Below are 24,597 nucleotides of genomic sequence, written 5' to 3'. Positions count from 1 at the left end.
ATAATACTAAAAGGAAGGAGATCTCTCCTTCCTTTTAGTAACAACTTACATCCATCTTACCCTGTCATGTAACAATCCATCCGTAAAATTATTATGCCCCATTACAAAATCCTTCATATATAAATTTAAATACTCACCGTACTTACTTTCTGTATTTAATAACAACTCCTCGACGTAATAAGCACCTTGTTCAAATTGATCTAAAAGTAAACTGGACAGGCCCGCATAAATCCCGCACCCTACCTGAAAATACGTTGCATTCGTTTTATATTTACGAAAAACTTTGCTACTATTCATCACATTATACATATATGTCTCACTATTTTCATAAACGAGTAACACACCCACCAAGTCCTCTCCAGCAACCTCTTCTTCCGCTGGATTAAACACTTTACGATTCCAGTTCCATAAATCTTCTACTTGATCTAAGTTCTGTCTAATTATATTTGTTGTATACTCATTAATTCGGTAAAGAAAACCAACTTCCATATTAAAGTTTTTCCCTAAAATTAATACTTCCTCATGTGGCATTAAACAACCATAGAATTCTTTTTCTCCTAACTTCACTTTATACTCTGAAGAATATACATCTTCATAAAAGTAAAGAGGACGATGATGACTCATATACATCGGATAACTCCAGATCGCTTCATCTAAAAATCGCTCTACTGCCCATGAAGCATAAAGTGTATGTGGCTTTATAAGTGCTGTATCATTCAAAAATGATGTGTCATGTTCTACAATATAACATGCTCTTGGCCTTTCATTTGGTCGTTCCTTCATAAGCTCAACAACCATCCATTGAACAACACCTGGATTCATACCTGAACCTATAATCGCTTTTGTATTTGTAAATTTCTCTTTCTCCTTCTCAAACCTTGTATATCTTTCCGTAAGCTGAAAGCCGATTAAGCTGTCGTCCTGATCTACTGCTTCATTTTCCAAGGCTGAATTAATATAGCAAATTCCTAATTCATTACAGCAGCTTAATACTCTAATTGTATCTGCCCCTGAAACATCAATCACAACACTCGTACTTTTTTCTTTTAAATGTTCTTTAAATTCCACTACATTTTGAAGGTTTATCTCATATAAATATAATTGACCTTTCAAATTCGAAAACAACTCATCATAATAAGTCCTATCTTTTTGTTTTATATCCACCAAATGAAATTTGGCATTCTTTAATACTTCATAAATTGGATCTTTTTCATTTGCTATCGCTTGATTTAAAATTGCTAAAACTGCTTTTGCTGCTCCACCAGCACTACCAAGTAATGTAATCGATAACGGATTTAGAAACTGCTCCACCAACAAAACTCCTTTAATAAATTAGTTGAGCAGCTCCTTCTCAAAAAATAAATTGAATACATAAAAAGATAGCTCGTACACATTTCTTTATAAATTAGTACAAAATTTTTTTAAAAAATCACACCATAATATATTTATATTCAATTCATTTTTCCCCTCATATTCAAATCGAGCTAAACAAATAGGCTCGACCTTTTCTTCTGCATATAAAAGAAAAAGCCAGCCCTTTCAACTAGCTTACGGACAATGGACAGATTTTACATGTTGAATATTTACATACATTTTCGCATCACGTGCTTTTAATATTTCAATATGCCCTTCATCAATCTTCGCCATCTTTCCGATCTTATTAGATTCCTCACCTAAATCGAACACCATGATTTTGCCAGACATTTTAATAAGTTGTTCTTCAAACGTTCGAGCTAACGTAATATTTAACGGATTTACGGGGAGTTCATTTTTATTGAGGTCATACGGCACTTGGTTTTCTTTATACGGAATTAACCATTTTAAATGTTTTAAAGATATATATACCGTTTTATAAACCGGACTATAAAAAACAATATAATCATTCATCACACTTGTAACATAACCATGTATTGGAGCACTTCCTGCTACATAAACTTCTGTAAAAATTCCTTTAGAAGTACTTAATACTTTTCTCAAAGAAATGGAAGGGGATTCTCTCTTAATTACAGAATCAACATCTGGTTTTAATATTTCTTCGTCATATGGTCTTAAAAATTTATAGTATTGTACATGATATAAAGATATATATACATAGTCTTGTCCATTGTAAAGAACAATGATATCATTTCCTACATCTATTAATACACCTTTAAACCTTTTTTCACCGATTAATTTAACATATATATTTTCTCCAATACTTTTGTTTAACTCATTCATCTATATCCTCCTTCCTATGAATTTCTTCTTACCTGTCTTCCATTTCTAAAAAAATAATCAGGGCAAAGTTCTGTTTTAATAGTAAGTAATTCCTTTTCATACTATCGAAATAAGAAATTGTTCTTCTCTTTCCCTCATAATGCCCCTCTTATTTATTAAACATTATTCATCTTCATTCTTTTTACATTTAACTACTTGGCTCACACTCTTAATATGAGACTTAATTACATAAATAACTTCATCACAGTTTACTAGTGTAATACAGTCATGGTGTACCTCACTTAATAAACCTTCCACACACTCTGGACCGCCACGATTAATTTTTACCCACTTATACTTCAAGTCTTTTAATATATCTAAAAAAGTATCCTCATCAGAGCAGAAACATGAACTATAGCAATCGCCACATTTACTTTCCTTCACTTTCTTAACTAGACTCTTCACATGTTTTAACTGGTAATACACTAATTCACCATGAGGTAATTGTAACGTTAGATAATCTTTGCCTAACGATACGAGCTCACCTACTCGACTTTCTGATCCACGAAGGTTTACTTTTACAGTCTCACCAACTAAACATTTAATTTGGTCACAGCATAATACGTTCTCCAATTTTGTATCCCCCTTTCTTATTATCTTCCTCTACTTGATTGTCTTTGGGCACGAGCGCGACCTGAATTATTGCTACTACTTTCTTTACTGCTACTATCGTCGCTCTCATCGCTCTCTCCGCATGCTAATGCATTATAGTTAACGCTTTTAATATGCTTTATTGCAATTAATATAACTTCTTCTTTTGCAATTACTGTCACAAAGTCACAAGAAACATCTTGTAAAATGCCTTCCACTTTCTCTGGACCACCGCGATTAATTTTCACCCAGCAATATTTGAAAGTTTGCAGTAGTGCTTCAAAGTCTTCTGCACATTCGCAATCTTCCCATTCGCAATCACTTGATCCACAGTCTTTCGCATTTTTTGTAATACTTTTTAGATGACTAAGTTGATAGTAATACAGTTCACCTTTTTCATTCTGCAATACGAAGTAGTCCGGACATACTGATATTATTGTTCCTTTTTGAGATTCTGGACCACCCCTGTTTACTCTCACAAAAGATCCAATTAAGTCTTTCAAAAAATCACAATGAAATATACTCACGAGAAAACCCCTTCTATTAATTTATAAGCTTTTGCACTGATAGTATATGTATCTGTACAGGTTACGTTCTCTATGTTTGTCCTAGCTAGAAAAAAATATGCTTTTAACATGGTAGACTACTACCTATCAAAATTTGAAGAAAGGCTAACAACTCCTTATATTTTTGATATCTTCAAACAAAAAATCCCTTATGAAGATACATTTCTGCATATCTTCATAAGGGATTTCCCATAGTTTAATCTTCGTCTTTAACATCCATATCTTCTGGAATTGGTTCGTTCAATATTTCTTCCACTAATTGCTTATATTTCTCCATTTGTTCTAAATGTGTATTAAATTGTTCTTTATTTACTAAATATTGCTCTCCATCGAATAGCGCACGAATTTTCTTTTGCTGAATTAACTCTTCAATATACGATTTTGGTAAATTCAAATACTCCGCAGTCTCTTCTACTGTTATATACAATGCGTTCATTCCTTTATTATTTTTTCATCTATACTGTATCTTACTTTATTTTTGTAAACAAATAAAAAAGATTTTGTAAATGCAGTTCAAAAAGCAGGTAGATGCATTCCATATATTGTATAGTATTATATAGTAAGAATTTTTTAAATATAGAATGGTATTACCCATTTACACAAAGGAGAGTTAACATATGGCTACTCGTCACATCATTACAATGTTAGAAAAAACACTACAAGTTGAAACAGAAAACACAATTTCTCATTTGAATGTATCTTTATCTGATCGTTTTCTTTCTCAAAGCACAGCAATACATGAAAACAATTGTTATCATACAATTGGTGAATGGTACAAAAATCATTTCTTATTCCAACAAGATGATTTCCTTTGGGCTAAATATGCTTTCTATGACGCATATTGTGAAGCCATCAAAAAACAAGGTCATCTTACAAAACGTGTTCGCCAAATATTAGAATCATTAGCTCGAATGCATGGAAAACAGTATATTGCTTCTATACTAAATATGCCATTTCCTAATGAACGCGCTAAAGGGACAGCGTAATTTAGCCATGTTCTGCGTAAGCAAAACATAGCTAAATTGTTTTCTAGGATGCTTTACCAATAAAATGTTCATATGATATGAACTGATGAAACCGGTGTCATTATAATGATTGAAAATATAGTAAACAGGAAATCCCCCACGTACATCTCTCATCCATTTGAATAGAGAAGTATGTGGGGGTATACTTGTTCCTTATTATTTCATCATCTGCTTAATCAGTTCGCGATTTCTCTTCTTAAATACTTCATTATGAGAAGAAACCATTCCGTACTCACTTGCATCTGGTTGGATAAATTGCTTTGCTTTATTCACAGCATTTCCAGCATCTTGGAATGCACCTGCAATTAAGTGTAGTTTCCCTTCGTGCTTTAAAATATCTCCAGCAGCATATAATCCATCTACTGAAGACTCACTATTTGCATTACCTGCAATATAATAATTATCTATAATTGCAACGTCTAACTCACTATTTTCCAATAATGTAATGTCGCGTTCATATCCATGATTAATAATAACTTCATCAATAGGTAAATGAGAAATCTCACCTGTTTCATGATTTGTTAATTCTACATATTCGATCGCTTCATGATTATCACCAGCAATTAATTTTGTAATCGATGTATTAAAGAAACACTCCGCTGAGCTATTCATAAGTTGTTTTACTTGTGCTTCATGACCAGATAATTCTTCTTTTCTATACGTTACATACACTTTTTTCGCAATTGGTTCCAATTCATTTGCCCAATCAACAGCAGAATTGCCTCCACCGGAAATAATAACTGTTTTACCTTTGAAACGCTTTAAAGATTTAACTGTATAATTTAAATTCGATACTTCAAATCGCTCAGCACCTTCAATAGATAACTTTTGCGGTTTCAATATACCACTTCCTGTTGCGACGATAACTGTTTTTGAAAAGTGTTCTTCCCCAGTACTTGTTTTTAATGTAAAAGTACCATCTTGATTACGAATAATTGATTCCACTTTTGTATCTAATACAACTTCTGGCTTAAATGTTAACCCTTGCTGTACAAGTTGTTCAATTAACTTATCACCTGTAACTGGCAATAGTCCTCCTACATCCCAAATCATTTTTTCCGGATACACATGTATTTTTCCACCTAAATGTGGTTGAAATTCTATTATTTTCGTTCTCATTTCTCTGAGTCCACTATAAAAAGCTGAATAAAGCCCTGCAGGTCCTCCACCTATCACGGTTACATCAAACAATTCTTCTCGATTCATTCGTGCTCACTCCTCAGCTACTAATCATTGATTATCATTCTCAATAAAATATAACCTGTTTCCGCAAAATTTACAATCAAAATTACTATTGACAATACACCTATATAAAATTATATTATTTAAAGAATCAATAGTGATAATCATTATCATTTTGTTAATAATTAGCAAATTTGAGATTACATCTTCTTTCATTAATATGGTTAATACTATATTATAAAATCTCATATTCAAGATTTTTAATAAATTATTTTGCTTTACCACTACTCTTTCAAAAAGATTACAGTTAAACAAATTATTGTATACACATATCATCTATGTTAAAGGAGAAAGACGATGAAAAAGTTATTTATTTCACTAACAGTTCTTTTCGTTCTTGTTATGAGCGCTTGTAGCAATAGCTCTACAGACAAAAAGAACGATGCAAAAGGTAGTAAATCAGAAAAAATTGCATACCAATCTGAAAATGGTAAAGTAGAAGTTCCTGCAAATCCAAAACGCGTTGTTGTATTATCATCATTCGCTGGTAACGTAATGTCATTAGGTGTAAATCTTGTTGGGGTAGATTCATGGTCTAAACAAAACCCACGTTTTGATAGCAAACTTAAAGATGTTGCTGAAGTATCAGATGAAAATGTTGAAAAAATCGCTGAACTAAATCCAGATTTAATCATCGGTTTATCAAATATTAAAAATGTCGATAAGTTAAAGAAAATCGCTCCTACTGTAACATACACTTACGGAAAAGTTGATTACTTAACACAGCATTTAGAAATCGGTAAGTTATTAAACAAAGAAAAAGAAGCAAAAACTTGGGTTGATGACTTCAAGAAACGTGCACAAGAAGCTGGTAAAGAAATTAAAGCAAAAATCGGTGAAGATGCTACAGTTTCTGTTGTAGAAAACTTCAACAAACAGCTTTATGTATACGGCGAGAACTGGGGCCGCGGAACAGAAATTCTGTACCAAGAAATGAAATTAAAAATGCCTGAAAAAGTAAAAGAAAAAGCATTAAAAGAAGGTTATTACGCATTATCTACTGAGGTATTACCTGAATTTGCTGGTGATTACTTAATCGTAAGTAAAAATAAAGATACTGATAACTCATTCCAAGAGACAGAATCATATAAAAACATCCCAGCAGTAAAAAATAATCGCGTATATGAAGCAAACATGATGGAATTCTATTTCAATGATCCACTTACATTAGATTTCCAACTAGACTTCTTCAAGAAGAACTTTCTTGGTAAATAATACAAACATGAGGAATTCTTAATTTAAGAATTCCTCTTCCTTTATTCTATGAACAGAAAAGATGTGAAACGAATGACAAAAGATCATGAAAATCCACGTTCTATAGCTTTTACATACAAACTAATTTTAAGCTTAATTGCATTCTTTCTTATTTTTATCGTTGCAATGGTATTAGGTGCTGCAGATACTTCGATAAAAGATGTATGGTTAGCACTCACTTCCTCCGCTAAAGGAGACAAAATATCTATTATTCGAGAAATACGTTTACCACGTGAAGTTGCTGCTATTTTTGTAGGAGCTGGATTAGCCGTTTCTGGAGCAATTATGCAAGGATTAACACGAAATCCACTTGCAGATCCTGGATTATTAGGGCTATCTGGTGGAGCGAATGCTGCGCTTGCACTGACACTTGCTTTCAACCCTTCCATCAGCTATCTTTACTTAACATTAGCTTGCTTTATCGGTGCTGCAATTGGCGCAATTATGGTATTTGGAATTGGTATGGTAAAAAAAGGCGGCCTTTCTCCTCTTCGAATTGTATTAGCGGGCGCTGCAGTTTCCGCATTTCTACTTGCAATTTCAGAAGGAATCGGCATTTACTTTAAAATTTCACAAGATGTATCACTTTGGACTGCTGGGGGCGTAATTGGAACAACTTGGAGCCAATTAAAAATTATTATTCCAGTCATTTCAATTAGTATCTTTATCGCTATCTTACTAGCAAAAAAATTGACAGTTCTTAGTTTCAGTGAGGAAGTGGCTATTGGACTAGGTCAAAAAATTATTGTTATTAAAACTATTTTATTTATCATTATTATCTTACTTGCAGGTGCATCTGTAGCACTTGTTGGAAATATGGCATTTATCGGCTTAATGGTACCTCACATGGTACGCCCAATTGTCGGTCCAGATTACCGATTTGTTATACCAATGTCAGCAATTGCTGGAGCTTCCTTTATGCTACTTGCAGATACAATCGGACGTACTATTAACTCTCCATACGAAACACCAGTTGCGGCAATTGTCGCGATTGTAGGGTTACCATTCTTCCTATTCATTGTACGTAAAGGGGGAAAAACATTCTCATGATGCAATCTATTTTAAGAAAACAGCGTCTTATTATACTCGCTTTACTTATAATAATCATCACAACCATTGTAGTTGGAATGGGGCTTGGTTCAGCATCTTTATCTTATGATCGACTACTCCCAACCTTAATGGGGAAAGGGACTTTTAAAGAGGAGTTCGTTTTATACTCTTTAAGACTACCTAGAATCGTCATTACATTATTAGCTGGTATGGCTCTCGCTTTATCAGGGGCTATATTCCAAGGAATTACTCGAAATGATTTAGCTGAACCTGGTATTCTCGGAATCAACTCTGGGGCCGGTGTTGCTGTTGCTATTTTCTTTTTATACTTTCCAATAGATGTAGGTTCATTTCTTTACTTACTACCTGTAGTTGGATTTATCGGAGCATTTCTGACAGCTGTTCTAATTTACGTATTTTCATATAGTAAGTCAACTGGACTTCAGCCAATCCGATTAACATTAACCGGTATCGGTTTTGCATTTGCACTATCTGGAACGATGATTGTCCTTATCTCATCCGCAGATCGTATGAAAGTAGACTTTATTTCAAAATGGATTGCCGGAAATATTTGGGGAGATGACTGGATCTTTGTTTTAGCAATGCTCCCATGGTTAATCGTATTCATTCCATTTATTTTCTATAAAGCAAATCGATTAAACATTTTAGCATTAAACGAACCAGTCGCAATAGGCGTTGGAATTGAAATTGAAAAAGAACGCAGGTACTTATTAGTTGCAGCCGTTGCACTTGCAGCTGCAGCTGTTTCCGTAACAGGAGGAATTAGCTTTATCGGATTAATGGCTCCTCATATCGCGAAATCTTTAGTAGGTCCAAGACATCAAATCTTCATGCCTATCGCCCTTTTAATCGGCGGATGGCTATTATTATTAGCAGATACAATTGGACGAAATATCGTTGATCCTAATGGCATTCCAGCAGGTATTGTCGTTGCTTTAATTGGGGCTCCTTACTTTATGTATTTGTTGCTTAAGAAGGCGTAAAAAACACCCTCAAGATCTTTTCTTGAGGGTGTTTTCGTTTCATTCTACTGCTGCCCATACCCTTCAAACTTCTTCGCCAAATTCTCCATCTCATCTTCTGGCAATAGCTTCGGTTCTCCAACGCTTTTGGTTTGATAATAAATTTGAGCACAAAACTCAATCTCTTCTGCAACAGTAAACGCCATTTTTATATTATTTGCACCAGCAATTAAACCGTGATTTGCAAGTAGCACAGCACGACGATCAATCATGCCTTCAAAAGCAGCATCCGCTAATTGCTTCGTACCAAATGTTTCATACGGCGCACAGCGGACATTCGGACCTGCAAAAGCAATTAAATATGACACAGCAGGAAGCTCCCATCCTAATGACGCAATCGTCTTTGCGTAAGGAGAATGTGTATGCACAAGTGCATTTATATCTTCACGCTTCCTATAGTAAATAAGGTGCATATCTAATTCACTTGATGGTTTTCTCTCTCCTTCTACTACTTCACCATCTAGGTTTAATATAACTACATCTTCAGGCTTTGTTTCATAATACTCTAAACCACTTGGGCTAATCGCAACAAGACCTTGTTCACGATTGAAAATACTAATATTACCGCCTGTCCCCTTTGTTAAACCGCTAGAAATCATTTTCTTTCCGTATGCTACAATTTCTTCTCTTTCTTTTTGTAATAACATATACATCCCCCTAAGTATGAAGCTTATGATGACTGACTTTGTATCTATCTACTTACTAAAATAGCTTTTTTAAGTTTTCCGTAAATGGTGCCTTGACAATCCCTTTTTCTGTAATAATCGCTGTTACATTTTCATGTGGCGTAACATCAAATGCTGGATTATATACTTTACTTTCTTTCGGAGCAGAATATTGTCCGAAGCGATTAATCACTTCAGAACCATCTCTTTCCTCGATTGGGATTTCTTTTCCTGTCGGTGTTTTTAAATCAATTGTTGGTGTTGGTGCTGCTACATAAAACGGAATGTTGTAGTATTTCGCTAAAATAGATACGCCTAATGTGCCAATTTTATTTGCTACATCACCATTTGCTGCCACACGGTCGCATCCAACAATTACCGCATCAATCTTCCCTTGTGACATGACCATAGCTGCCATATTGTCCGTAATAACAGTAACATCAATGCCCGCTCGCTGCAGTTCTAATGCTGTTAACGTTGAACCTTGTAACCTAGGACGAGTTTCATCTGAATAGATTTTTAAGTCCCATCCTTTTTCTTTCGCTAAGTACATTGGAGCTGTCGCAGTACCATACTTAGTCGTCGCTAACGCACCAGCATTACAATGTGTTAATACTCCCATTCCATCATGGAATAACGTTAATGCATGTTCCCCGATTTGACGGTTAATTTCCTCATCTTCTCTATGAATTTCTTTTGCCTCTTCTAGTAATCTATCTTTCAACTGAGCAATTGATAAATGTAAGTTCTCCGCCGCGATTGCCTCCATTCTTTCAAGTGCCCAAAATAGATTTACTGCTGTCGGCCTTGATGTTGCCAAATATGCACACACCTTTTTGACTTCTGCTATAAAGTCTTCTATCGTACTTTGAGTAACCTCCTTAGCACCTAAATACACACCATACGCTGCCGAAACACCAATCGCTGGCGCTCCTCTTACTTTCATTACTTGAATGGCATCCCACACGCTTTCAGCTGTCTTGAAAGATTCATAGACAACCTCATTCGGTAATAATGTTTGATCTAACAAAACTAAAGAATCATCTTTCCACTGAATGGGTATTAATTGCTCTTCCATCATCTTCTCCCCTTACTTCGCGTAGTGCATTGACTGTTCTTTTAATGTTTCTACAAAACTTGTGCCCGTTCTATATTGATTCGCTCGTAAAATAAAACTCTTTGCTACTTGAAGACAAATTCGCTCCGCTCTAGCACGTGCTTCCTCATTCTCAATACAAGTAATATCTTTTACTTTCGCTAATCCAACAATACGGCGGATTAATTCCAGACCTGTCACTGCAGCTGTATCCTCTAATACAGATTGTAAATAGACTTCGTTAAAGCCTTCTTCTTTCGCCATAATCTCGGTCACATGAATATCCCAAGCATCTAAAAACTTCTTCTTAAATAAATCAATTACCTCTACCATCGTAGTTTGTAACCAATCCATATACGTATCTTTCTCAGCTCCAGATGGCATCGTTGCATCTGCATTCACCCAAGCAAACATTAAATTCGCCATTACATTCCCAACGTCATATCCCATAGGTCCATAAAAAGCAAACTCAGGATCAATAACCTTTGTAGAATCCTCTCTTACAAAAACAGAACCAGTATGTAAATCACCATGAATAAGCGCCTGTGCATTTGTCATAAAAGAAAATTTACGTTTCGCTACTTCCATACGAAGCTCTTTATCACTATAAATATGCTCCCTAATCCATCCTTCATTTAACGGAAACAGCTCATTACGCTTATTATGATTTGTAAATGGCTCAGCGTATACGAGGTCTTCTGTAATCTCACATAATTCAGGATTTATATAATTCTTCACAAGTTCCTTCTTCTCTTTATGATTCATTACAACATCCGATGTTAATAAAAGTGTATTTACCATAAAAGTAGTTAAGTCGTCAGCAAGCCGCGGAAATATTTGATGATTTATAAGTGCTGTACGTAATATTGTATGATCCGATAAATCTTCCATTACGCAACAATTCATCACACTATCAAATAAATACACCTTAGGAACAAGTCCAGGTGCTAACTCATCCTCTAACTGCAAAACATCTGATTCTATACGAATACGATTTGTCGACAACTTAAACTCATCTGAAATGCGCGCTGTATCCCCAGCTTGCTTTACGATGACAGACATGTTCTCTTTTTCATCCCAAACGCGGAACACATAATTTAAATTGCCATCACCTATTTCTTTACACTGTAACCCCTTTGCATGTTCAAACTTAGATAATTTCTCTTTCACATATGCAATCACATCGTTAGCTTCCATTAAAAAATACTTCGTGAACTTAGACATGGTTTCCCCTCCACACTAACTGTAAGCGTTTTCTAAAAGCTATAAAAAATAATAGGTTGAATTTTTTCATCCTATAAATATGTATTCTTCTTTTTGAAAGTTATATCTAGATTTTATTATATCTTGTTAGCACTTTGAGTCAATGTTTCTAACTATCATCGTAATATACTTCCTAATTATATATTTGAGATGACAAAAATTGTTCAAAAAATTTCCGATTCATTTTATTTTATTTATCACAAAATTCTTTGTAAAATAGAAGTAAGCAGTTCCTTTTCAAAACCACAACCTCTAAGAAATATTTCCTTCCTAAGAAATTAAACTTACACACTATCTCTAACATACACACTACTCTTTCAAACAATCATTGAAAATTTATAAACTTAAAGTTACCTTTCCACTCCCTGTTAGTCTTAATTGAGAATAAATATTAATTAAATTGGTATAAAGTTGGTTTATTCTCTTGACAAAATAACCACTTCTATATGATAATTAATATCGAATTAGAATTATTATAGTTAATTAAAAAATATATTTTATGAGCACACTATTTTTTGATGCTCAAAACCAACATTTAGGAGGAATTTTAACATGTTATTAATCGGCACAGAAGTAAAACCGTTTAAAGCTAATGCTTACCATAATGGAGAATTTATCCAAGTTACTGACGAAAGTTTAAAAGGAAAATGGAGTGTAGTTTGTTTCTACCCAGCTGACTTCACATTCGTTTGCCCAACTGAACTTGAAGACTTACAAAACCAATACGCAACTCTAAAAGACTTAGGCGTTGAAGTATACTCTGTATCTACAGACACTCACTTCACTCACAAAGCATGGCATGATAGCTCAGAAACTATCGGCAAAATCGAGTACATCATGATTGGTGACCCAACTCGCACAATCACTACAAACTTCAACGTTTTAATGGAAGAAGAAGGTCTTGCTGCTCGTGGTACATTCATCATCGATCCAGACGGCGTTATCCAATCTATGGAAATCAATGCTGACGGTATCGGCCGTGACGCAAGCATTCTTGTTAACAAAATTAAAGCTGCTCAATACGTACGTAACAACCCAGGTGAAGTTTGCCCAGCTAAATGGCAAGAGGGTTCTGCAACACTTAAACCAAGCCTTGACCTTGTAGGCAAAATCTAAGGAGTTCGATCAAAATGATACTAGATGCAGATATAAAAACACAACTATCCCAATACCTTCAGTTAATGGAGAACGATATTTTACTTAAAGTAAGCGCAGGAGATGATAACGTATCTAAAGATATGTTAGCTCTAGTAGACGAATTAGCTACTATGTCATCTAAGATTACAGTAGAAAAAGTTGAATTAGAGAGAACACCAAGCTTTAGCGTAAACCGCACTGATGAAGACACTGGTGTCGTATTCGCTGGTATTCCATTAGGACACGAATTTACATCACTAGTGTTAGCTTTACTACAAGTAAGTGGACGCGCTCCAAAGATTGAACAAAAATTAATCGATCAAATTAAAAACATTCAAGGCGAATATCATTTTGAATCTTATATCAGCCTAAGTTGTCATAACTGTCCTGATGTTGTACAAGCTCTTAACGTAATGAGCGTTCTTAACTCTAGTATTACACATACTATGATTGATGGCGCTGCATTCAAAGAGGAAGTAGAAAGTAAAGACATCATGGCAGTACCAACTGTTTACCTAAACGGCGAATCTTTCGGAAGCGGTCGTATGACACTTGAAGAAATTTTAGCGAAAATGGGTAACGGTCCAGATGCATCAGAGCTTTCTGATAAAGATCCATACGATGTTCTTGTTGTTGGTGGCGGCCCTGCTGGTGCAAGTGCAGCAATTTACGCAGCACGTAAAGGCATCCGCACTGGTATCGTTGCTGAGCGCTTCGGTGGTCAAGTAATGGATACTATGGGCATTGAGAACTTCATCAGCGTAAAAAAGACTGAAGGTCCTAAGCTAGTAGCAAGCCTTGAAGAGCACGTAAAAGAATACGACATCGATGTAATGAATCTACAACGTGCGAAACGTTTAGAGAAAAAAGAACTTATTGAAGTGGAACTTGAAAACGGTGCTATTCTGAAAAGTAAGAGCGTAATCGTTTCTACAGGTGCTCGCTGGCGTAATGTTGGCGTACCAGGTGAAGCTGAGTTCAAAAATAAAGGTGTAGCATACTGCCCACACTGTGACGGTCCATTATTCACTGGCAAAGACGTAGCAGTTATCGGCGGTGGTAACTCTGGTATTGAAGCAGCTATCGACTTAGCAGGTATCGTTAAGCACGTAACTGTTCTTGAATTCATGCCAGAATTAAAAGCTGATGCTGTATTACAAGAGCGTCTTAACAGCTTACCAAACGTAACTGTTCTGAAAAACGTTCAAACGAAAGAAATCACTGGTACTGATAAAGTAAACGGTATTTCTTACATCGATCGTGAAACTGAAGAAGTTCATCACGTTGAATTACAAGGTGTATTCGTACAAATCGGTCTTGTGCCAAACACAGACTGGTTAGGCGAAACAGTTGAACGCGTTCGCGGTGAAATCGTAACAGACAAGCACGGTGCTACAAACGTACCAGGAGTGTTTGCTGCAGGTGACTGTACAAATAATCCGTACAAACAAATTATCATCTCTATGGGTTCAGGTGCAAACGCAGCTTTAGGTGCATTTGATTACTTAATCCGTAACTAATAAAAAACAGGTGCCTTGGCACCTGTTTTTTATTACCCTAATGTATAAACTAAAAACCTCTCATTCCCATTCTTCTCATAAGCACCTGGCAATCTAACTTCTTTCTTCAGCACAAACGCAGTCTGATTTTCTAAGAAGAAAATATAGTCCTCAGAAGGATAATATAAAATAATATCCACTTCTCTCCCCGTGTTTTCTACTGAAAGCAAAATGTTATTTACTACATTCATAAACACTTGTACAGAAAATGGATTAAAGAAATAAAATCTATTATCATGTGGATCAATCTCATATTCCTGCGCTAAACAACATTGGAATTGAATTTTCCCCTTACTGTTTCGTGCCTTTCGTGCATAACGATCTCGATTATCCATCGCTTCTTTATAAAACTCTTCATTCATTTCAATTCCAACTGCTGAAGCACCACATTTATGATGAATATAAAAGTTTAATCGCCCTTTTCCGCACCCAAAGTCTACAATTCGATCGCTACTTCGTATTTCATATTGATTCAATAACTCATCTAACCCGCTATACGGCGTCGGTTCATAACGGTGATAGTGCATAGACTTGTTAAACCCTTTTTGCTCACCGACTGTTTTTATATGTAAAACTGCATCGTAATATTGTTCATTCATTCGTTTTCTCCTATTAAAAAATGGTACTTATTATTATACACCATGTACTGGAGGCTCATTTTTCATCAAATTAATAGGTACGTGAAATTATATTAACGATTTTCTTAATATATCTATCGTAACTTCAAATATATCAACGATTTTCTCAATATATCTATCATAACTTCAAATATATCAACGATTTTTCAAATATATCGATTTACCGACAATTCACGACAAAAAAACAGGAGCTCTTTAGCCCCTGTCTTCTAACACTTTCAATACAGTTTGTTTCAATATTTCTACCCCATCCATAATACAACTATGATCAAATCTCATATACGGATGGTGTAATCCAGGTTGTAGGTCTGCTCCTAGTCCAAGCATGACAGCTTTTAAATGTGGTCTTTTCACTGTATAGTAATGGAAATCATCGCTTCCTGTCGTATAGAGGGGCCCTGTGCATCTCTCTTCCCCATACACCTCGAGAATACCTTTACGCATAAAACGCTCTGCTTCTTCGGAAACCTCTGCTCCTGGTGCAAGATCCATCCATTCGTATGAAGTTTTTGATCCCATCGATGCAGCTGATTCTATTACATGCTCAATCTTTTTCTTTAATTCTTCTAATAGTATATTACTCTCTGCTCTTACATCTAAACTAAAATGACCATTTCCCGGAATAATATTTAAATTATCACCACCAGCTTGGCATCTCGTCATTTTTACTGAATAAGAACTTTGCGGTGGCAGCCAAATATTTTTCAAACCGATATTAATCATGGAAATGACATCAATTGCATTCACACCTTGGTGTGGTCTTGCCCCGTGTGCATCCTCCCCATGAATCATACCCTCTAAAAATCCTGCTGCTCCATGGCGAATAGATGAGGCTGCTTGTTTCAAAGATAGTTCTTCAATTGGTCTTAGATGGACGCCAAATAAGAAATCAGCATCATCTACAGCACCTTTCTCCACCATCTTTAAAGCACCATTCCCCTTCTCTTCTGCCGGCTGAAAAATAAATCTAACCGTACCACTTTTCCATCTCATATTTTTCAATTGTAAAATAAGTCCCATTACAATGGTCATATGAGCATCATGGCCACATGAATGGTTCGCTTTAAATTCTCCATTTACTTCTTGCCAAAGTGCATCCATATCAGCACGAATCGCAATAACTGGATTCCCGCCTCCAATCTCAGCAATTACACCTGGACAATCATCAAATGTTCTATATGAAATTCCTTCTTCTTTTAAAAAGTCAGTAATATACGCTGTCGTTTCATATTCTTTCCAACTTACTTCAGGGTTTTCGTGTAAATGCTGAAAAATCTCCGTTAAGCGCTCTTGTAGCTCTAATGTTTTCAACGTTCCAGTCTCCTTCCCACATTACAAACGATTCGGGTTAATTATACTTATGAAAAACAGATGTTTTTATGAACATATTGAATTTTAAGAAAAAAGTCAATTATTTATTTTTAAACACTTAAAAATCTTACTCTGCACTTATATTACAAACTAAACAAACAACTAGAACATTCCTTATTTTCTGTTTTTTATGTTGACGCTTACATAAACTTTTAGTTATCATAACCTAATAAACGTCTATTTTACGACAATTCTAAAAATACAAACAAAAATACGTAACAAGGAGGAACTTTATGAAAAAAGAAATACCTTTTGGAATAGCGATTATCCCTATTATCATTACCGTTGCAGTTATGATGGTTACAATTGTTGTATTAAAACAAAGCCCTCACGTTCCACTTATTATCGGTACAACCGTTGCTTCTATTGTCGCTTGGCGTTACGGTTACAAATGGAATGATCTTGAAGAAGCAATGTATAAAGGGATTCGTCTTGCATTACCTGCTATCGTCATTATTATTCTTGTTGGCTTAACAATTGGTGCTTGGATTGGCGGTGGAATCGTCGCAACGATGATTTATTACGGTTTAAAACTTTTAACTCCATCACTATTTTTAGTTTCCATTACCGTCATTTGTTCTATCGTTGCATTAGCAATTGGTAGCTCTTGGTCTACAATGGGGACAATTGGTGTTGCTGGAATGGGAATTGGCCTAAGTATGGGAATCCCAGCTCCAATGGTTGCTGGTGCCATTATTTCAGGCTCTTATTTTGGCGATAAAATGTCACCGCTTTCAGACACAACTAACTTAGCCGCAGGATTAACAAATACAGATTTATTCGCACACATTCGTCACATGTTATTTACTACAGTTCCAGGTTTAATTATTACTCTTATCGTCTATGCTCTCTTAGGAAGAAGCTTCGGCGCTAACAATATTGATGCGAAGAGCATCGATCAAACGTTACAAGTATTGCAACAAAACTTTGTTATCTCACCTTTCCTACTCATTATACCCGTAGTCGTTATGGTATTGGTCGCTAAAAAGGTCCCTGCTATACCAGCGATTCTCGTCGGTATTATTTTAGGATTTTTATCACAAGTCTTTATTCAAGGTGGTTCTGTCTCAGCATCTGTCGGTGCACTCCAAGCTGGATTTGTTATAGACACTGGAAACAAGCTAGTAGACGAACTATTTAACCGCGGTGGCTTAGATTCGATGATGAATACAGTCTCTATGACAATTGTCGCTATGACTTTCGGAGGAGTATTAGAACATACAGGTATTCTTCGCTCAATTGTAAATCAAATTTTAAAGTTAGCGAAATCAGCAAAAGGGCTTATCGCTTCTACTATCGCATCTTGTTTTGCAACAAACCTTACTTGCTCTGAACAATATATTTCAATTGTTGTCCCTTCAAGAATGTACGCAAATGCCTACACAGAAAAAGGACTACATTCAAAAAACTTATCCAGAGCATTAGAAGATGGCGGAACATTAACTTCTGTCTTCGTTCCTTGGAATACGTGCGGTGTATTTATTCTCGCTACACTTGGCGTAGGTGCATTTGAATATGCCCCTTATGCTATTTTGAATTTCATCGTACCTATTATCTCAATCATTTATGGTATAACAGGTTTCACAATTGTAAAACTATCAGACATTGAAAAAGCAGAACTGCTAAAGAAACAAAAAGCTCAACTAGAAGCTTAAAAATAGCGGTAAATTCAGTTCATATAGTGCGCGAGGTCGCCCTTGTTGATAGGGCATTTCCTCGCCGCAAATATGAGCATACCCGTAATCAACTAATTTCTTTAACAACCTTTCTGTCGATCTTCGAGTCACTTGTAAGTACTCAGAAAGGTCAGCTGCTGTAAACTTCAATGACGGATGCGATTGACTAAATTGAATGATTTTTGACAAGTTCGCCGGACTAAGCTTCGTTTCCTTCGCTATTTTCATTAGTTCCGGATTATCATTTTTCAAACTTTGTACTCTCTGTTCTTTCGGGAACGGCCCAAACAAATCTTTATCACTTGTTAGTATATAAAAACAACGATCTATTGGATTATTCTTTGCAAAACTTTGAGCAATTTTTGCATTTTGCTCCGCCTCTTTCACGGTTTTTCCATAACCAAATCCAATAGCTATCGTTCCTTCTACGCTTGCAAACAAGTTATTTATCGCATTTGTTTTAATAATCGATTCGATATCACCACGAGTTGTATACAAAATGCATGTCATTTCATCCACTTGTTTAAATGAACCACGTAGTTCTTTTGAAATGACATCTAGTTTTTCAAGCAAACTCGTTCGTAATTCTAGGGAAGAAATAATACAAGCACCAACAGTAGCTGAATAGCTTTTTGCTAACTCAGCTTTTATTTTTGCATCTTTTAGCCCATGTATAATGGACTGCGTTGGATCAATCATACGCTCTGAAGGAACACCTATTTTTTGAAGCTCATCGTAAACAGCGTGAATACTAGTTAAAGCTAAATGAGCCTCTCCAGATTGATATTTAGCTACATGAAAATCGATAACTCTATTTATCTCATCTTTACTCCACAGCATATTTTCATAATCCAACACTTGCGGACTTTCTTTTATACCGATATCATGGAACACATTTGTAATAAACGAGCGGTCTACTAAATCGATGGAAATGTTATGTGGTTGAATACTTTGATGATACATGATAGAAAGAATTGAAGATGCGACAGTTGTCTCGTCTTGCTGTAAGTATGTACTTGGAATTCGTAATTGTTCTCTTATTTCTTTTGCCATATAATAAGGTAAAGCACCTGAGAAAAAGATGACATCACAAGGCTTTAGACACTTTAATAGTTCAGAAGATTCCGCCGGATGAAGGTAAATATATGGATCAATTTCTATTCCCTCTAATTTTTGAGCAATAGGAAAAAGGTTCTCCATAAACTCCTTTGAACCAACAACTGCAATTTTTATCATCATTTTCTCTAACTCCTTATCATTAATTAACGACTATTTAACGTCAACTATATCAAATGTATAAAACTATTGTAAACAGGAAGGGGTTTCTATTCAATGAAAATTACAGCTATTCATCTTTACGCAATTCGTTTACCGCTTCGCAATCCGTTTGTTATTAGTTATGGCTCTTATTCTGATATGCCCTCTATTATCGTCAAAATGGAAACAGATGAAGGTATTATCGGTTACGGTGAAGGCGTTGCTGATGATCACGTCACAGGTGAATCATGGGAAAGTACTTTCCATACTTTAAAACATACGCTAACCCTGGCCCTAATCGGACAAAATCCAATGAATATCGAAAAAATACACGACATGATGGACAATAAAATTTACGGTGTTCCAACAGCGAAGGCCGCAATTGATATTGCTTGTTTTGATATAATGGGCAAAAAACTAAATCAACCTGTATATCAATTAATTGGCGGGCGCTATCATGAAGAATTCCCTGTCACTCACGTTTTAAGTATTGCCGATCCTGAAGATATGGCTGAAGAAGCTGCTTCTATGATTCAAAAAGGTTTCCAATCTTTCAAAATGAAAGTTGGTACGAATGTAAAAGAAGATGTGAAACGTATTGAAGCTGTACGAGAACGTGTAGGAAATGACATTGCTATTCGCGTTGATGTAAACCAAGGCTGGAAAAATAGCGCAAACACATTAACAGCACTGCGTTCATTAGGACATTTAAACATTGACTGGATTGAACAACCTGTTATCGCGGATGATATTGATGCCATGGCTCATATTCGTTCTAAAACAGACCTCCCGCTTATGATTGATGAAGGATTAAAAAGTTCTCGTGAAATGCGCCAAATTATTAAATTAGAAGCTGCTGATAAAGTAAATATAAAACTAATGAAATGCGGCGGCATATATCCAGCTGTAAAGCTCGCTCATCAAGCAGAAATGGCAGGCATTGAATGCCAAGTGGGATCAATGGTCGAATCATCTGTTGCCTCTTCCGCAGGATTCCATGTCGCTTTCTCAAAGAAAATCATTACGAGCGTAGAGCTAACAGGACCATTAAAATTTACGAAAGACATTGGAAACTTACATTACGATGTACCATTCATTCGCTTAAACGAAAAGCCTGGACTCGGCATTGAAATAAACGAAGATACACTACAAGAACTAACCGTCTTTCAAGACGTTGTACGCTAAAGGAGGACTATCATATGACGGTTCTATACGAAGGAACATTAAAACAAAATAACGAATCATTTCACGTTACATTACTATCACTAGAGCATATCGAGCAAATCTTATCACTACAAAACATTGTAGTTGAAGCACTAGAAGATAAAAGTCGTTTACAACCACTCTCACAAGAAGAATTTCAATACATTCTAGAAGGAAACGGCATGATGATCGGTGCTTTTATCGAAAACGAACTCATCGCATTTCGCGCTCTACTCGTCCCTCCTATCGATGATGAACATTTAGGGCTCGATATTGGTTTGCCAGAAAGTGAACTACACCGCGTCATCTATCAAGAAATCTCAAACGTTCACCCGAACTGTCGAGGAAATGGGATGCAAAAAATATTAGCAAACGTCATCATGGACGAATTACAAAAAGAAGATAGCAAATATGATTATGTATGCTGCACCGTTGCTCCTTTTAACATTCCGAGCTTGAAGGATAAGTTTGCGCAAGGGATGGAGATTGCTGCGCTGAAGGAGAAGTATGGTGGTAGTCTGCGGTATGTTTTTGTGAAGGAATTGCGCAGAGATAAGGAAAACGATTGGACAGATGTTCAAAGTATTCTAATGAGTGATGCTAGTGGACAGCAGGCTTTGCTTTCGGAGGGGTATCGTGGGTATGAGATGGCGAAAGTGGATGGGGATTTTGTTGTGAAGTTTGGACGATAATCTATATACTCGAAAAAAGGAGATGCCTGCTATGACATCTCCTTTTACTTTCTCTTCATTGAACATATCGATTGCAACTCCAAATATATCGGCGGTTTTCGAAATATATCGGCGCAACTCCAAATATATCAGCGATTTTCGAAATATATCGACTTACCGACAAAGATTGACAATAATTGCAACCTATACAAAGCGCAACATTAGACCGTCATTTTCCAACTAGATAAGGCTAACCAATTCTCCATTTCTTTATAATCAGGCATTATCTTCCCGACAAGACGCCAAAAAGAGCGATCATGATTTAAATGAACCATATGACACATTTCATGAACGACTACATAGTCAATTACTCGCTGTGGTGCCATTGCTAGCTTCCAATTGAATGTTAGTTGTAAATTCGAATCGCAAGTACCCCAAGTACGACTACTATCTGTAATACGAATAGAACGTGGTTTTGTCTTAAAGTTACTTTGATGCGCTTTAATACTCTTCTCTACTAAAGTTTTACACTGCTTATAATAAAATCGTTTTAAAGCTTGCTGTATTTTCTCATCCTTTAGCTCTTTTACATAAATATGTAACTTATCCCCTTCAAAAATCGCATTGTCTTGCTCAATGCTTATATCTTGGGAAATCTGTATCGGATACGTATTCCCTAAATACAAAAAGCCCTCTCCTTGATCGTAATCCTTTTCCTGTGGTCCATGCGCTCGCTCCTGCATTTCCTTACGTGTTGTCTGAATCCAATCCCACTTCTCCTCTAGCAACTGGACTAAGTATTCAACAGGTGTTCCTTTCGGAGCTTGCACTTCCACATTTCCGTATGAATCTACAAAAAGACGCACGGACTTTTTCTTCTTATAAGTTATATGAAAATTAATTGTCTCACCTAAATATGTATGTACCATTTCATCACCTAGCATAGTATTTTTACAAATAAAAAAGAGTAGGATACAAACGTCCTACTCTACCTATTATATCATTTACTGCTTTAACGAACTCATTATCCTCTATACTTTACAGCTAATCCTTTAATGAAATTCCTTGCGTATTTATCGCCGCACTCTTTGTAATTTTTATGGCCTTTTTTTCTTAACAGAGCGCCTAACTCTCCTTTTGTTACCGTAACGCCCACGCTATCTAATATATCAAGTACATCCTCACTCGTTAAAGATAGTGCGATTTTCATTTTCTTTAGAAGAAGGTTATTGGCACTCTCCTTGCTTTGTACAGGTGTCGGTTGTCCTGGTTTCGGATCTTGCTTTCCTCTTTTTAAAGTAATAAATCCATTTAAAAATGCCTCTAACATCATCATATCGCATGTTTTTACGTACTCATCTTCAGCTACCTCATCATTTTCAGCTTCATGCTGAGGAGCCCTCTTTATTTTTGTAAGCATATCAACTACGTCTTCTTTCGTTACTTCCATCCCGCCAAGTTTAAAGATTTCTACCATATCTATATCTCTTATGTCTAAAGCGTATCGTACTCTTTTTAATATATCGTTGTTGCTCATTGCCATTGGGTTTCCTCCTGAAATGTTGATTATTTATTCAGCGGTTAAAGTTTATGCTATAACCTGCTTTAAATTATCATGTTTAATCTAACCTTTTAGTTATTGTCCGCTAAATTAATACTTTAACATTTTAAAGATATGTTTTATAGTCTTACCCGAACTTTTCTCTATCATTGTATCTACAGAGCTCTTACATGTTTTTTATATGCCTATAAAAAGATTTCTCTCTTAACATTAACTAAAAGAAAAAAACAGTGCTTTGATTTCTCAAATACACTGTTCTTTTCCAGCTCTGCACTTATTTTCAACTCACTCATGTCATGCACTACATATGAAATGATTTAACTGCTTAAAAGTTAAACCGTTTCACTATCCCTAGCCTCACCAGCACTATCCTCAAACTTATCCAACAAAGCTCGCACCTCATCCGTCGACTTCGTGCTCATCAATTGATTTCTCAATTCCGCAGCTCCTGGGAAGCCCTTCACATAAATTTTGAAGAAGCGGTGAAGCCCTGTGATTGAGCGTGGCAGTACTTCTGCATATTGATCTTGTAAATCAAGTTGTAGTCTTAAAAGATCTAGATGTTCTTTGCTGCTATGCTCTCTTGGCTCTTTTTCAAAAGCAAATGGATTTTTGAAGATGCCTCGTCCGATCATTACGCCATCAATGCCGTATTTTTCAGCAAGTTCCAGTCCCATTTTACGATCAAGGATGTCTCCATTGATTGTTATTAACGTATTTGGTGCAATGCGGTCACGTAATTTTTTAATTTCCGGAATTAGTTCCCAGTGCGCATCTACTTGGCTCATTTCTTCTCTTGTGCGTAAATGAATAGAAAGGTTTGCAATATCTTGTTTAAAAATGTGCGTTAACCAATCTTCCCACTCGCTTAACTCTTTAAAGCCAAGTCTTGTTTTTACACTGACAGGTAGTCCGCCCGCTTTTGCTGCTTGAATAAGTTCTGCCGCAACGTCTGGACGTAGAATAAGACCACTACCTTTTCCTCTTGATGCTACGTTCGGTACAGGGCAACCCATGTTAATATCGATGCCTTTAAATCCTAGCTCTGCCATACCGATACTCATTTGACGGAAGTATTCGGGATTGTCTCCCCAAATATGTGCCACCATCGGTTGTTCATCTTCTGTAAAAATTAAACGGCCACGTACACTTTTCATACCTTCTGGATGACAATAGCTATCCGAGTTTGTAAACTCTGTGAAGAATACGTCCGGACGACCAGCTTCACTTACTACGTGACGGAAAACAACGTCTGTCACATCTTCCATTGGTGCAAGTACGAAAAATGGTCGTGGTAATTCACGCCAAAAATTATCTATCATTTCAAATTCAAATCCTCTCACTATGAATACAATTTCAAAATCTCAATTTATAATTTGTGAAAATCAGCAATATTTATTTTAACTAAAATCGCTTATGAATGGTATTTTTGTAAACCAAAAAGCAGGTGGTATAGATTTTTTCTATATCAAC

At 35.9% G+C, this 24,597-nt stretch carries 24 protein-coding genes; 9 read left to right on the top strand and 15 right to left on the bottom strand.

The features are described 5' to 3' along the window. Window positions 1–45 precede the first annotated feature (45 nt). The 5 genes from BAQ53_RS01775 to BAQ53_RS01755 all read right to left on the bottom strand — a co-directional run bounded on the left by BAQ53_RS01775 (window position 46) and on the right by BAQ53_RS01755 (window position 3,849). Entirely contained in the window at window positions 46–1,311 is a 1,266-nt protein-coding gene (locus BAQ53_RS01775; protein ID WP_000434668.1) for a hypothetical protein, read from the bottom strand. Window positions 1,312–1,548: 237 nt separating this feature from the next. Continuing rightward, on the bottom strand, window positions 1,549–2,217 hold the full coding sequence (locus tag BAQ53_RS01770; RefSeq protein WP_001004269.1) for an LSm family protein: 669 nt from the start codon (window positions 2,215–2,217) through the stop codon (window positions 1,549–1,551). Window positions 2,218–2,379: 162 nt separating this feature from the next. Continuing rightward, window positions 2,380–2,829 carry a PI-PLC domain-containing protein gene (locus BAQ53_RS01765; RefSeq protein WP_208906444.1) on the bottom strand — a complete coding sequence of 150 codons (450 nt, stop codon included), beginning with the start codon at window positions 2,827–2,829 and terminating at the stop codon, window positions 2,380–2,382. A gap of 20 nt (window positions 2,830–2,849) precedes the next feature. Next, complete coding sequence (locus tag BAQ53_RS01760) at window positions 2,850–3,374, bottom strand: hypothetical protein (RefSeq protein ID WP_000021529.1); 525 nt, start codon at window positions 3,372–3,374, stop codon at window positions 2,850–2,852. A gap of 235 nt (window positions 3,375–3,609) precedes the next feature. Further along, a complete protein-coding gene (locus tag BAQ53_RS01755; RefSeq protein ID WP_001998970.1) occupies window positions 3,610–3,849 on the bottom strand; it encodes a helix-turn-helix domain-containing protein in 240 nt (79 codons plus the stop codon). Window positions 3,850–4,030: 181 nt separating this feature from the next. Here BAQ53_RS01755 and BAQ53_RS01750 point away from each other — a divergent pair, with 181 nt between their 5' ends. After that, window positions 4,031–4,399 (top strand): hypothetical protein, encoded by a 369-nt coding sequence (locus tag BAQ53_RS01750; RefSeq protein WP_000235475.1) that lies wholly within the window; start codon window positions 4,031–4,033, stop codon window positions 4,397–4,399. A 195-nt stretch (window positions 4,400–4,594) separates the two neighbouring features. Here BAQ53_RS01750 and BAQ53_RS01745 read toward each other — a convergent pair whose 3' ends face one another. Beyond that, the gene (locus tag BAQ53_RS01745) at window positions 4,595–5,644 is read right to left on the bottom strand and encodes an NAD(P)/FAD-dependent oxidoreductase (protein ID WP_001078297.1); all 1,050 of its coding nucleotides are present in this window, start codon (window positions 5,642–5,644) and stop codon (window positions 4,595–4,597) included. 333 nt (window positions 5,645–5,977) lie between these two features. On the opposite strand from BAQ53_RS01745, the gene BAQ53_RS01740 reads away from it, so the two are divergent. From BAQ53_RS01740 to BAQ53_RS01730, 3 genes are read left to right on the top strand one after another with little or no spacing between them, the layout of a single operon-like run. After that, a complete protein-coding gene (locus tag BAQ53_RS01740; RefSeq protein WP_208906443.1) occupies window positions 5,978–6,895 on the top strand; it encodes an iron-hydroxamate ABC transporter substrate-binding protein in 918 nt (305 codons plus the stop codon). 48 nt (window positions 6,896–6,943) lie between these two features. Beyond that, window positions 6,944–7,984, top strand: a complete 1,041-nt coding sequence (locus BAQ53_RS01735) for a FecCD family ABC transporter permease (RefSeq protein ID WP_002181855.1) — start codon at window positions 6,944–6,946, stop codon at window positions 7,982–7,984. After that, on the top strand, window positions 7,981–8,988 hold the full coding sequence (locus tag BAQ53_RS01730) for a FecCD family ABC transporter permease (protein WP_000983739.1): 1,008 nt from the start codon (window positions 7,981–7,983) through the stop codon (window positions 8,986–8,988). The genes BAQ53_RS01735 and BAQ53_RS01730 overlap by 4 nt, the downstream gene beginning before the upstream one ends. A 44-nt stretch (window positions 8,989–9,032) precedes the next feature. On the opposite strand, the gene BAQ53_RS01725 is transcribed toward BAQ53_RS01730, so the two are convergent. The 3 genes from BAQ53_RS01725 to mtnK are packed head-to-tail and all read right to left on the bottom strand — an operon-like array spanning window position 9,033 to window position 12,012. Next, on the bottom strand, window positions 9,033–9,674 hold the full coding sequence (locus tag BAQ53_RS01725) for an L-fuculose-phosphate aldolase (RefSeq protein WP_000926555.1): 642 nt from the start codon (window positions 9,672–9,674) through the stop codon (window positions 9,033–9,035). Window positions 9,675–9,729: 55 nt separating this feature from the next. After that, complete coding sequence (gene mtnA, locus BAQ53_RS01720; protein ID WP_000392498.1) at window positions 9,730–10,770, bottom strand: S-methyl-5-thioribose-1-phosphate isomerase; 1,041 nt, start codon at window positions 10,768–10,770, stop codon at window positions 9,730–9,732. 12 nt (window positions 10,771–10,782) lie between these two features. Next, window positions 10,783–12,012 (bottom strand): S-methyl-5-thioribose kinase, encoded by a 1,230-nt coding sequence (gene mtnK / locus BAQ53_RS01715; protein ID WP_046945091.1) that lies wholly within the window; start codon window positions 12,010–12,012, stop codon window positions 10,783–10,785. Between the two features lie 591 nt (window positions 12,013–12,603). Here mtnK and ahpC point away from each other — a divergent pair. Together ahpC and ahpF are read left to right on the top strand one after the other, a co-directional pair. After that, window positions 12,604–13,167: an alkyl hydroperoxide reductase subunit C gene (ahpC, locus tag BAQ53_RS01710; protein ID WP_000924420.1), complete on the top strand. Its 564-nt coding sequence runs from the start codon at window positions 12,604–12,606 to the stop codon at window positions 13,165–13,167. 14 nt (window positions 13,168–13,181) lie between these two features. After that, window positions 13,182–14,708, top strand: a complete 1,527-nt coding sequence (gene ahpF / locus BAQ53_RS01705) for an alkyl hydroperoxide reductase subunit F (RefSeq protein WP_000599510.1) — start codon at window positions 13,182–13,184, stop codon at window positions 14,706–14,708. A gap of 32 nt (window positions 14,709–14,740) precedes the next feature. On the opposite strand, the gene BAQ53_RS01700 is transcribed toward ahpF, so the two are convergent. Then, window positions 14,741–15,346: an SAM-dependent methyltransferase gene (locus BAQ53_RS01700; protein WP_001005618.1), complete on the bottom strand. Its 606-nt coding sequence runs from the start codon at window positions 15,344–15,346 to the stop codon at window positions 14,741–14,743. Between the two features lie 234 nt (window positions 15,347–15,580). Beyond that, window positions 15,581–16,696, bottom strand: coding sequence for a M20 peptidase aminoacylase family protein (locus tag BAQ53_RS01695; protein ID WP_000853517.1), 1,116 nt, complete (start codon window positions 16,694–16,696; stop codon window positions 15,581–15,583). Between the two features lie 293 nt (window positions 16,697–16,989). Here BAQ53_RS01695 and nhaC point away from each other — a divergent pair, with 293 nt between their 5' ends. After that, window positions 16,990–18,411, top strand: a complete 1,422-nt coding sequence (gene nhaC / locus BAQ53_RS01690) for a Na+/H+ antiporter NhaC (RefSeq protein ID WP_000711511.1) — start codon at window positions 16,990–16,992, stop codon at window positions 18,409–18,411. Here nhaC and BAQ53_RS01685 read toward each other — a convergent pair. After that, window positions 18,400–19,671 (bottom strand): hypothetical protein, encoded by a 1,272-nt coding sequence (locus BAQ53_RS01685; protein WP_000972812.1) that lies wholly within the window; start codon window positions 19,669–19,671, stop codon window positions 18,400–18,402. The genes nhaC and BAQ53_RS01685 overlap by 12 nt on opposite strands. A 93-nt stretch (window positions 19,672–19,764) precedes the next feature. Between BAQ53_RS01685 and BAQ53_RS01680 the strand changes: the two genes are divergently transcribed. Beyond that, window positions 19,765–20,874 (top strand): mandelate racemase/muconate lactonizing enzyme family protein, encoded by a 1,110-nt coding sequence (locus BAQ53_RS01680; RefSeq protein ID WP_208906442.1) that lies wholly within the window; start codon window positions 19,765–19,767, stop codon window positions 20,872–20,874. Window positions 20,875–20,888: 14 nt separating this feature from the next. Then, on the top strand, window positions 20,889–21,584 hold the full coding sequence (locus tag BAQ53_RS01675) for a hypothetical protein (protein ID WP_000217550.1): 696 nt from the start codon (window positions 20,889–20,891) through the stop codon (window positions 21,582–21,584). A 200-nt stretch (window positions 21,585–21,784) separates the two neighbouring features. On the opposite strand, the gene BAQ53_RS01670 is transcribed toward BAQ53_RS01675, so the two are convergent. From BAQ53_RS01670 to BAQ53_RS01660, 3 genes are all read right to left on the bottom strand, one after another. Continuing rightward, window positions 21,785–22,492, bottom strand: coding sequence for a M48 family metallopeptidase (locus tag BAQ53_RS01670; RefSeq protein WP_000233767.1), 708 nt, complete (start codon window positions 22,490–22,492; stop codon window positions 21,785–21,787). A gap of 95 nt (window positions 22,493–22,587) precedes the next feature. Beyond that, window positions 22,588–23,106 (bottom strand): YehS family protein, encoded by a 519-nt coding sequence (locus BAQ53_RS01665; protein ID WP_001251729.1) that lies wholly within the window; start codon window positions 23,104–23,106, stop codon window positions 22,588–22,590. A 350-nt stretch (window positions 23,107–23,456) separates the two neighbouring features. Next, window positions 23,457–24,446 carry a tRNA dihydrouridine synthase gene (locus BAQ53_RS01660; protein WP_000566704.1) on the bottom strand — a complete coding sequence of 330 codons (990 nt, stop codon included), beginning with the start codon at window positions 24,444–24,446 and terminating at the stop codon, window positions 23,457–23,459. Between the last annotated feature and the right edge of the window lie 151 nt (window positions 24,447–24,597).

Origin of the sequence: Bacillus sp. B25(2016b), from assembly GCF_001679765.1 — a bacterium.
Lineage (GTDB): Bacteria > Bacillota > Bacilli > Bacillales > Bacillaceae_G > Bacillus_A > Bacillus_A thuringiensis_K.
The sequence above is the reverse complement of the archived record's forward strand: the minus strand, read 5'-3'. Positions and strand labels throughout refer to the sequence as shown.

Excerpts from the sequence above, each read along its gene's own strand:
- BAQ53_RS01770 (WP_001004269.1), bottom strand. The coding sequence starts at position 2,217 with ATGAATGAGTTAAACAAAAGTATTGGAGAAAATATATATGTTAAATTA.
- BAQ53_RS01755 (WP_001998970.1), bottom strand. The coding sequence starts at position 3,849 with ATGAACGCATTGTATATAACAGTAGAAGAGACTGCGGAGTATTTGAAT.
- BAQ53_RS01750 (WP_000235475.1), top strand. The coding sequence starts at position 4,031 with ATGGCTACTCGTCACATCATTACAATGTTAGAAAAAACACTACAAGTT.
- BAQ53_RS01745 (WP_001078297.1), bottom strand. The coding sequence starts at position 5,644 with ATGAATCGAGAAGAATTGTTTGATGTAACCGTGATAGGTGGAGGACCT.
- BAQ53_RS01740 (WP_208906443.1), top strand. The coding sequence starts at position 5,978 with ATGAAAAAGTTATTTATTTCACTAACAGTTCTTTTCGTTCTTGTTATG.
- BAQ53_RS01735 (WP_002181855.1), top strand. The coding sequence starts at position 6,944 with ATGAACAGAAAAGATGTGAAACGAATGACAAAAGATCATGAAAATCCA.
- BAQ53_RS01730 (WP_000983739.1), top strand. The coding sequence starts at position 7,981 with ATGATGCAATCTATTTTAAGAAAACAGCGTCTTATTATACTCGCTTTA.
- BAQ53_RS01725 (WP_000926555.1), bottom strand. The coding sequence starts at position 9,674 with ATGTTATTACAAAAAGAAAGAGAAGAAATTGTAGCATACGGAAAGAAA.
- mtnA (WP_000392498.1), bottom strand. The coding sequence starts at position 10,770 with ATGGAAGAGCAATTAATACCCATTCAGTGGAAAGATGATTCTTTAGTT.
- mtnK (WP_046945091.1), bottom strand. The coding sequence starts at position 12,012 with ATGTCTAAGTTCACGAAGTATTTTTTAATGGAAGCTAACGATGTGATT.
- ahpC (WP_000924420.1), top strand. The coding sequence starts at position 12,604 with ATGTTATTAATCGGCACAGAAGTAAAACCGTTTAAAGCTAATGCTTAC.
- ahpF (WP_000599510.1), top strand. The coding sequence starts at position 13,182 with ATGATACTAGATGCAGATATAAAAACACAACTATCCCAATACCTTCAG.
- BAQ53_RS01700 (WP_001005618.1), bottom strand. The coding sequence starts at position 15,346 with ATGAATGAACAATATTACGATGCAGTTTTACATATAAAAACAGTCGGT.
- nhaC (WP_000711511.1), top strand. The coding sequence starts at position 16,990 with ATGAAAAAAGAAATACCTTTTGGAATAGCGATTATCCCTATTATCATT.
- BAQ53_RS01685 (WP_000972812.1), bottom strand. The coding sequence starts at position 19,671 with ATGATGATAAAAATTGCAGTTGTTGGTTCAAAGGAGTTTATGGAGAAC.
- BAQ53_RS01680 (WP_208906442.1), top strand. The coding sequence starts at position 19,765 with ATGAAAATTACAGCTATTCATCTTTACGCAATTCGTTTACCGCTTCGC.
- BAQ53_RS01675 (WP_000217550.1), top strand. The coding sequence starts at position 20,889 with ATGACGGTTCTATACGAAGGAACATTAAAACAAAATAACGAATCATTT.
- BAQ53_RS01670 (WP_000233767.1), bottom strand. The coding sequence starts at position 22,492 with ATGGTACATACATATTTAGGTGAGACAATTAATTTTCATATAACTTAT.
- BAQ53_RS01665 (WP_001251729.1), bottom strand. The coding sequence starts at position 23,106 with ATGGCAATGAGCAACAACGATATATTAAAAAGAGTACGATACGCTTTA.
- BAQ53_RS01660 (WP_000566704.1), bottom strand. The coding sequence starts at position 24,446 with ATGATAGATAATTTTTGGCGTGAATTACCACGACCATTTTTCGTACTT.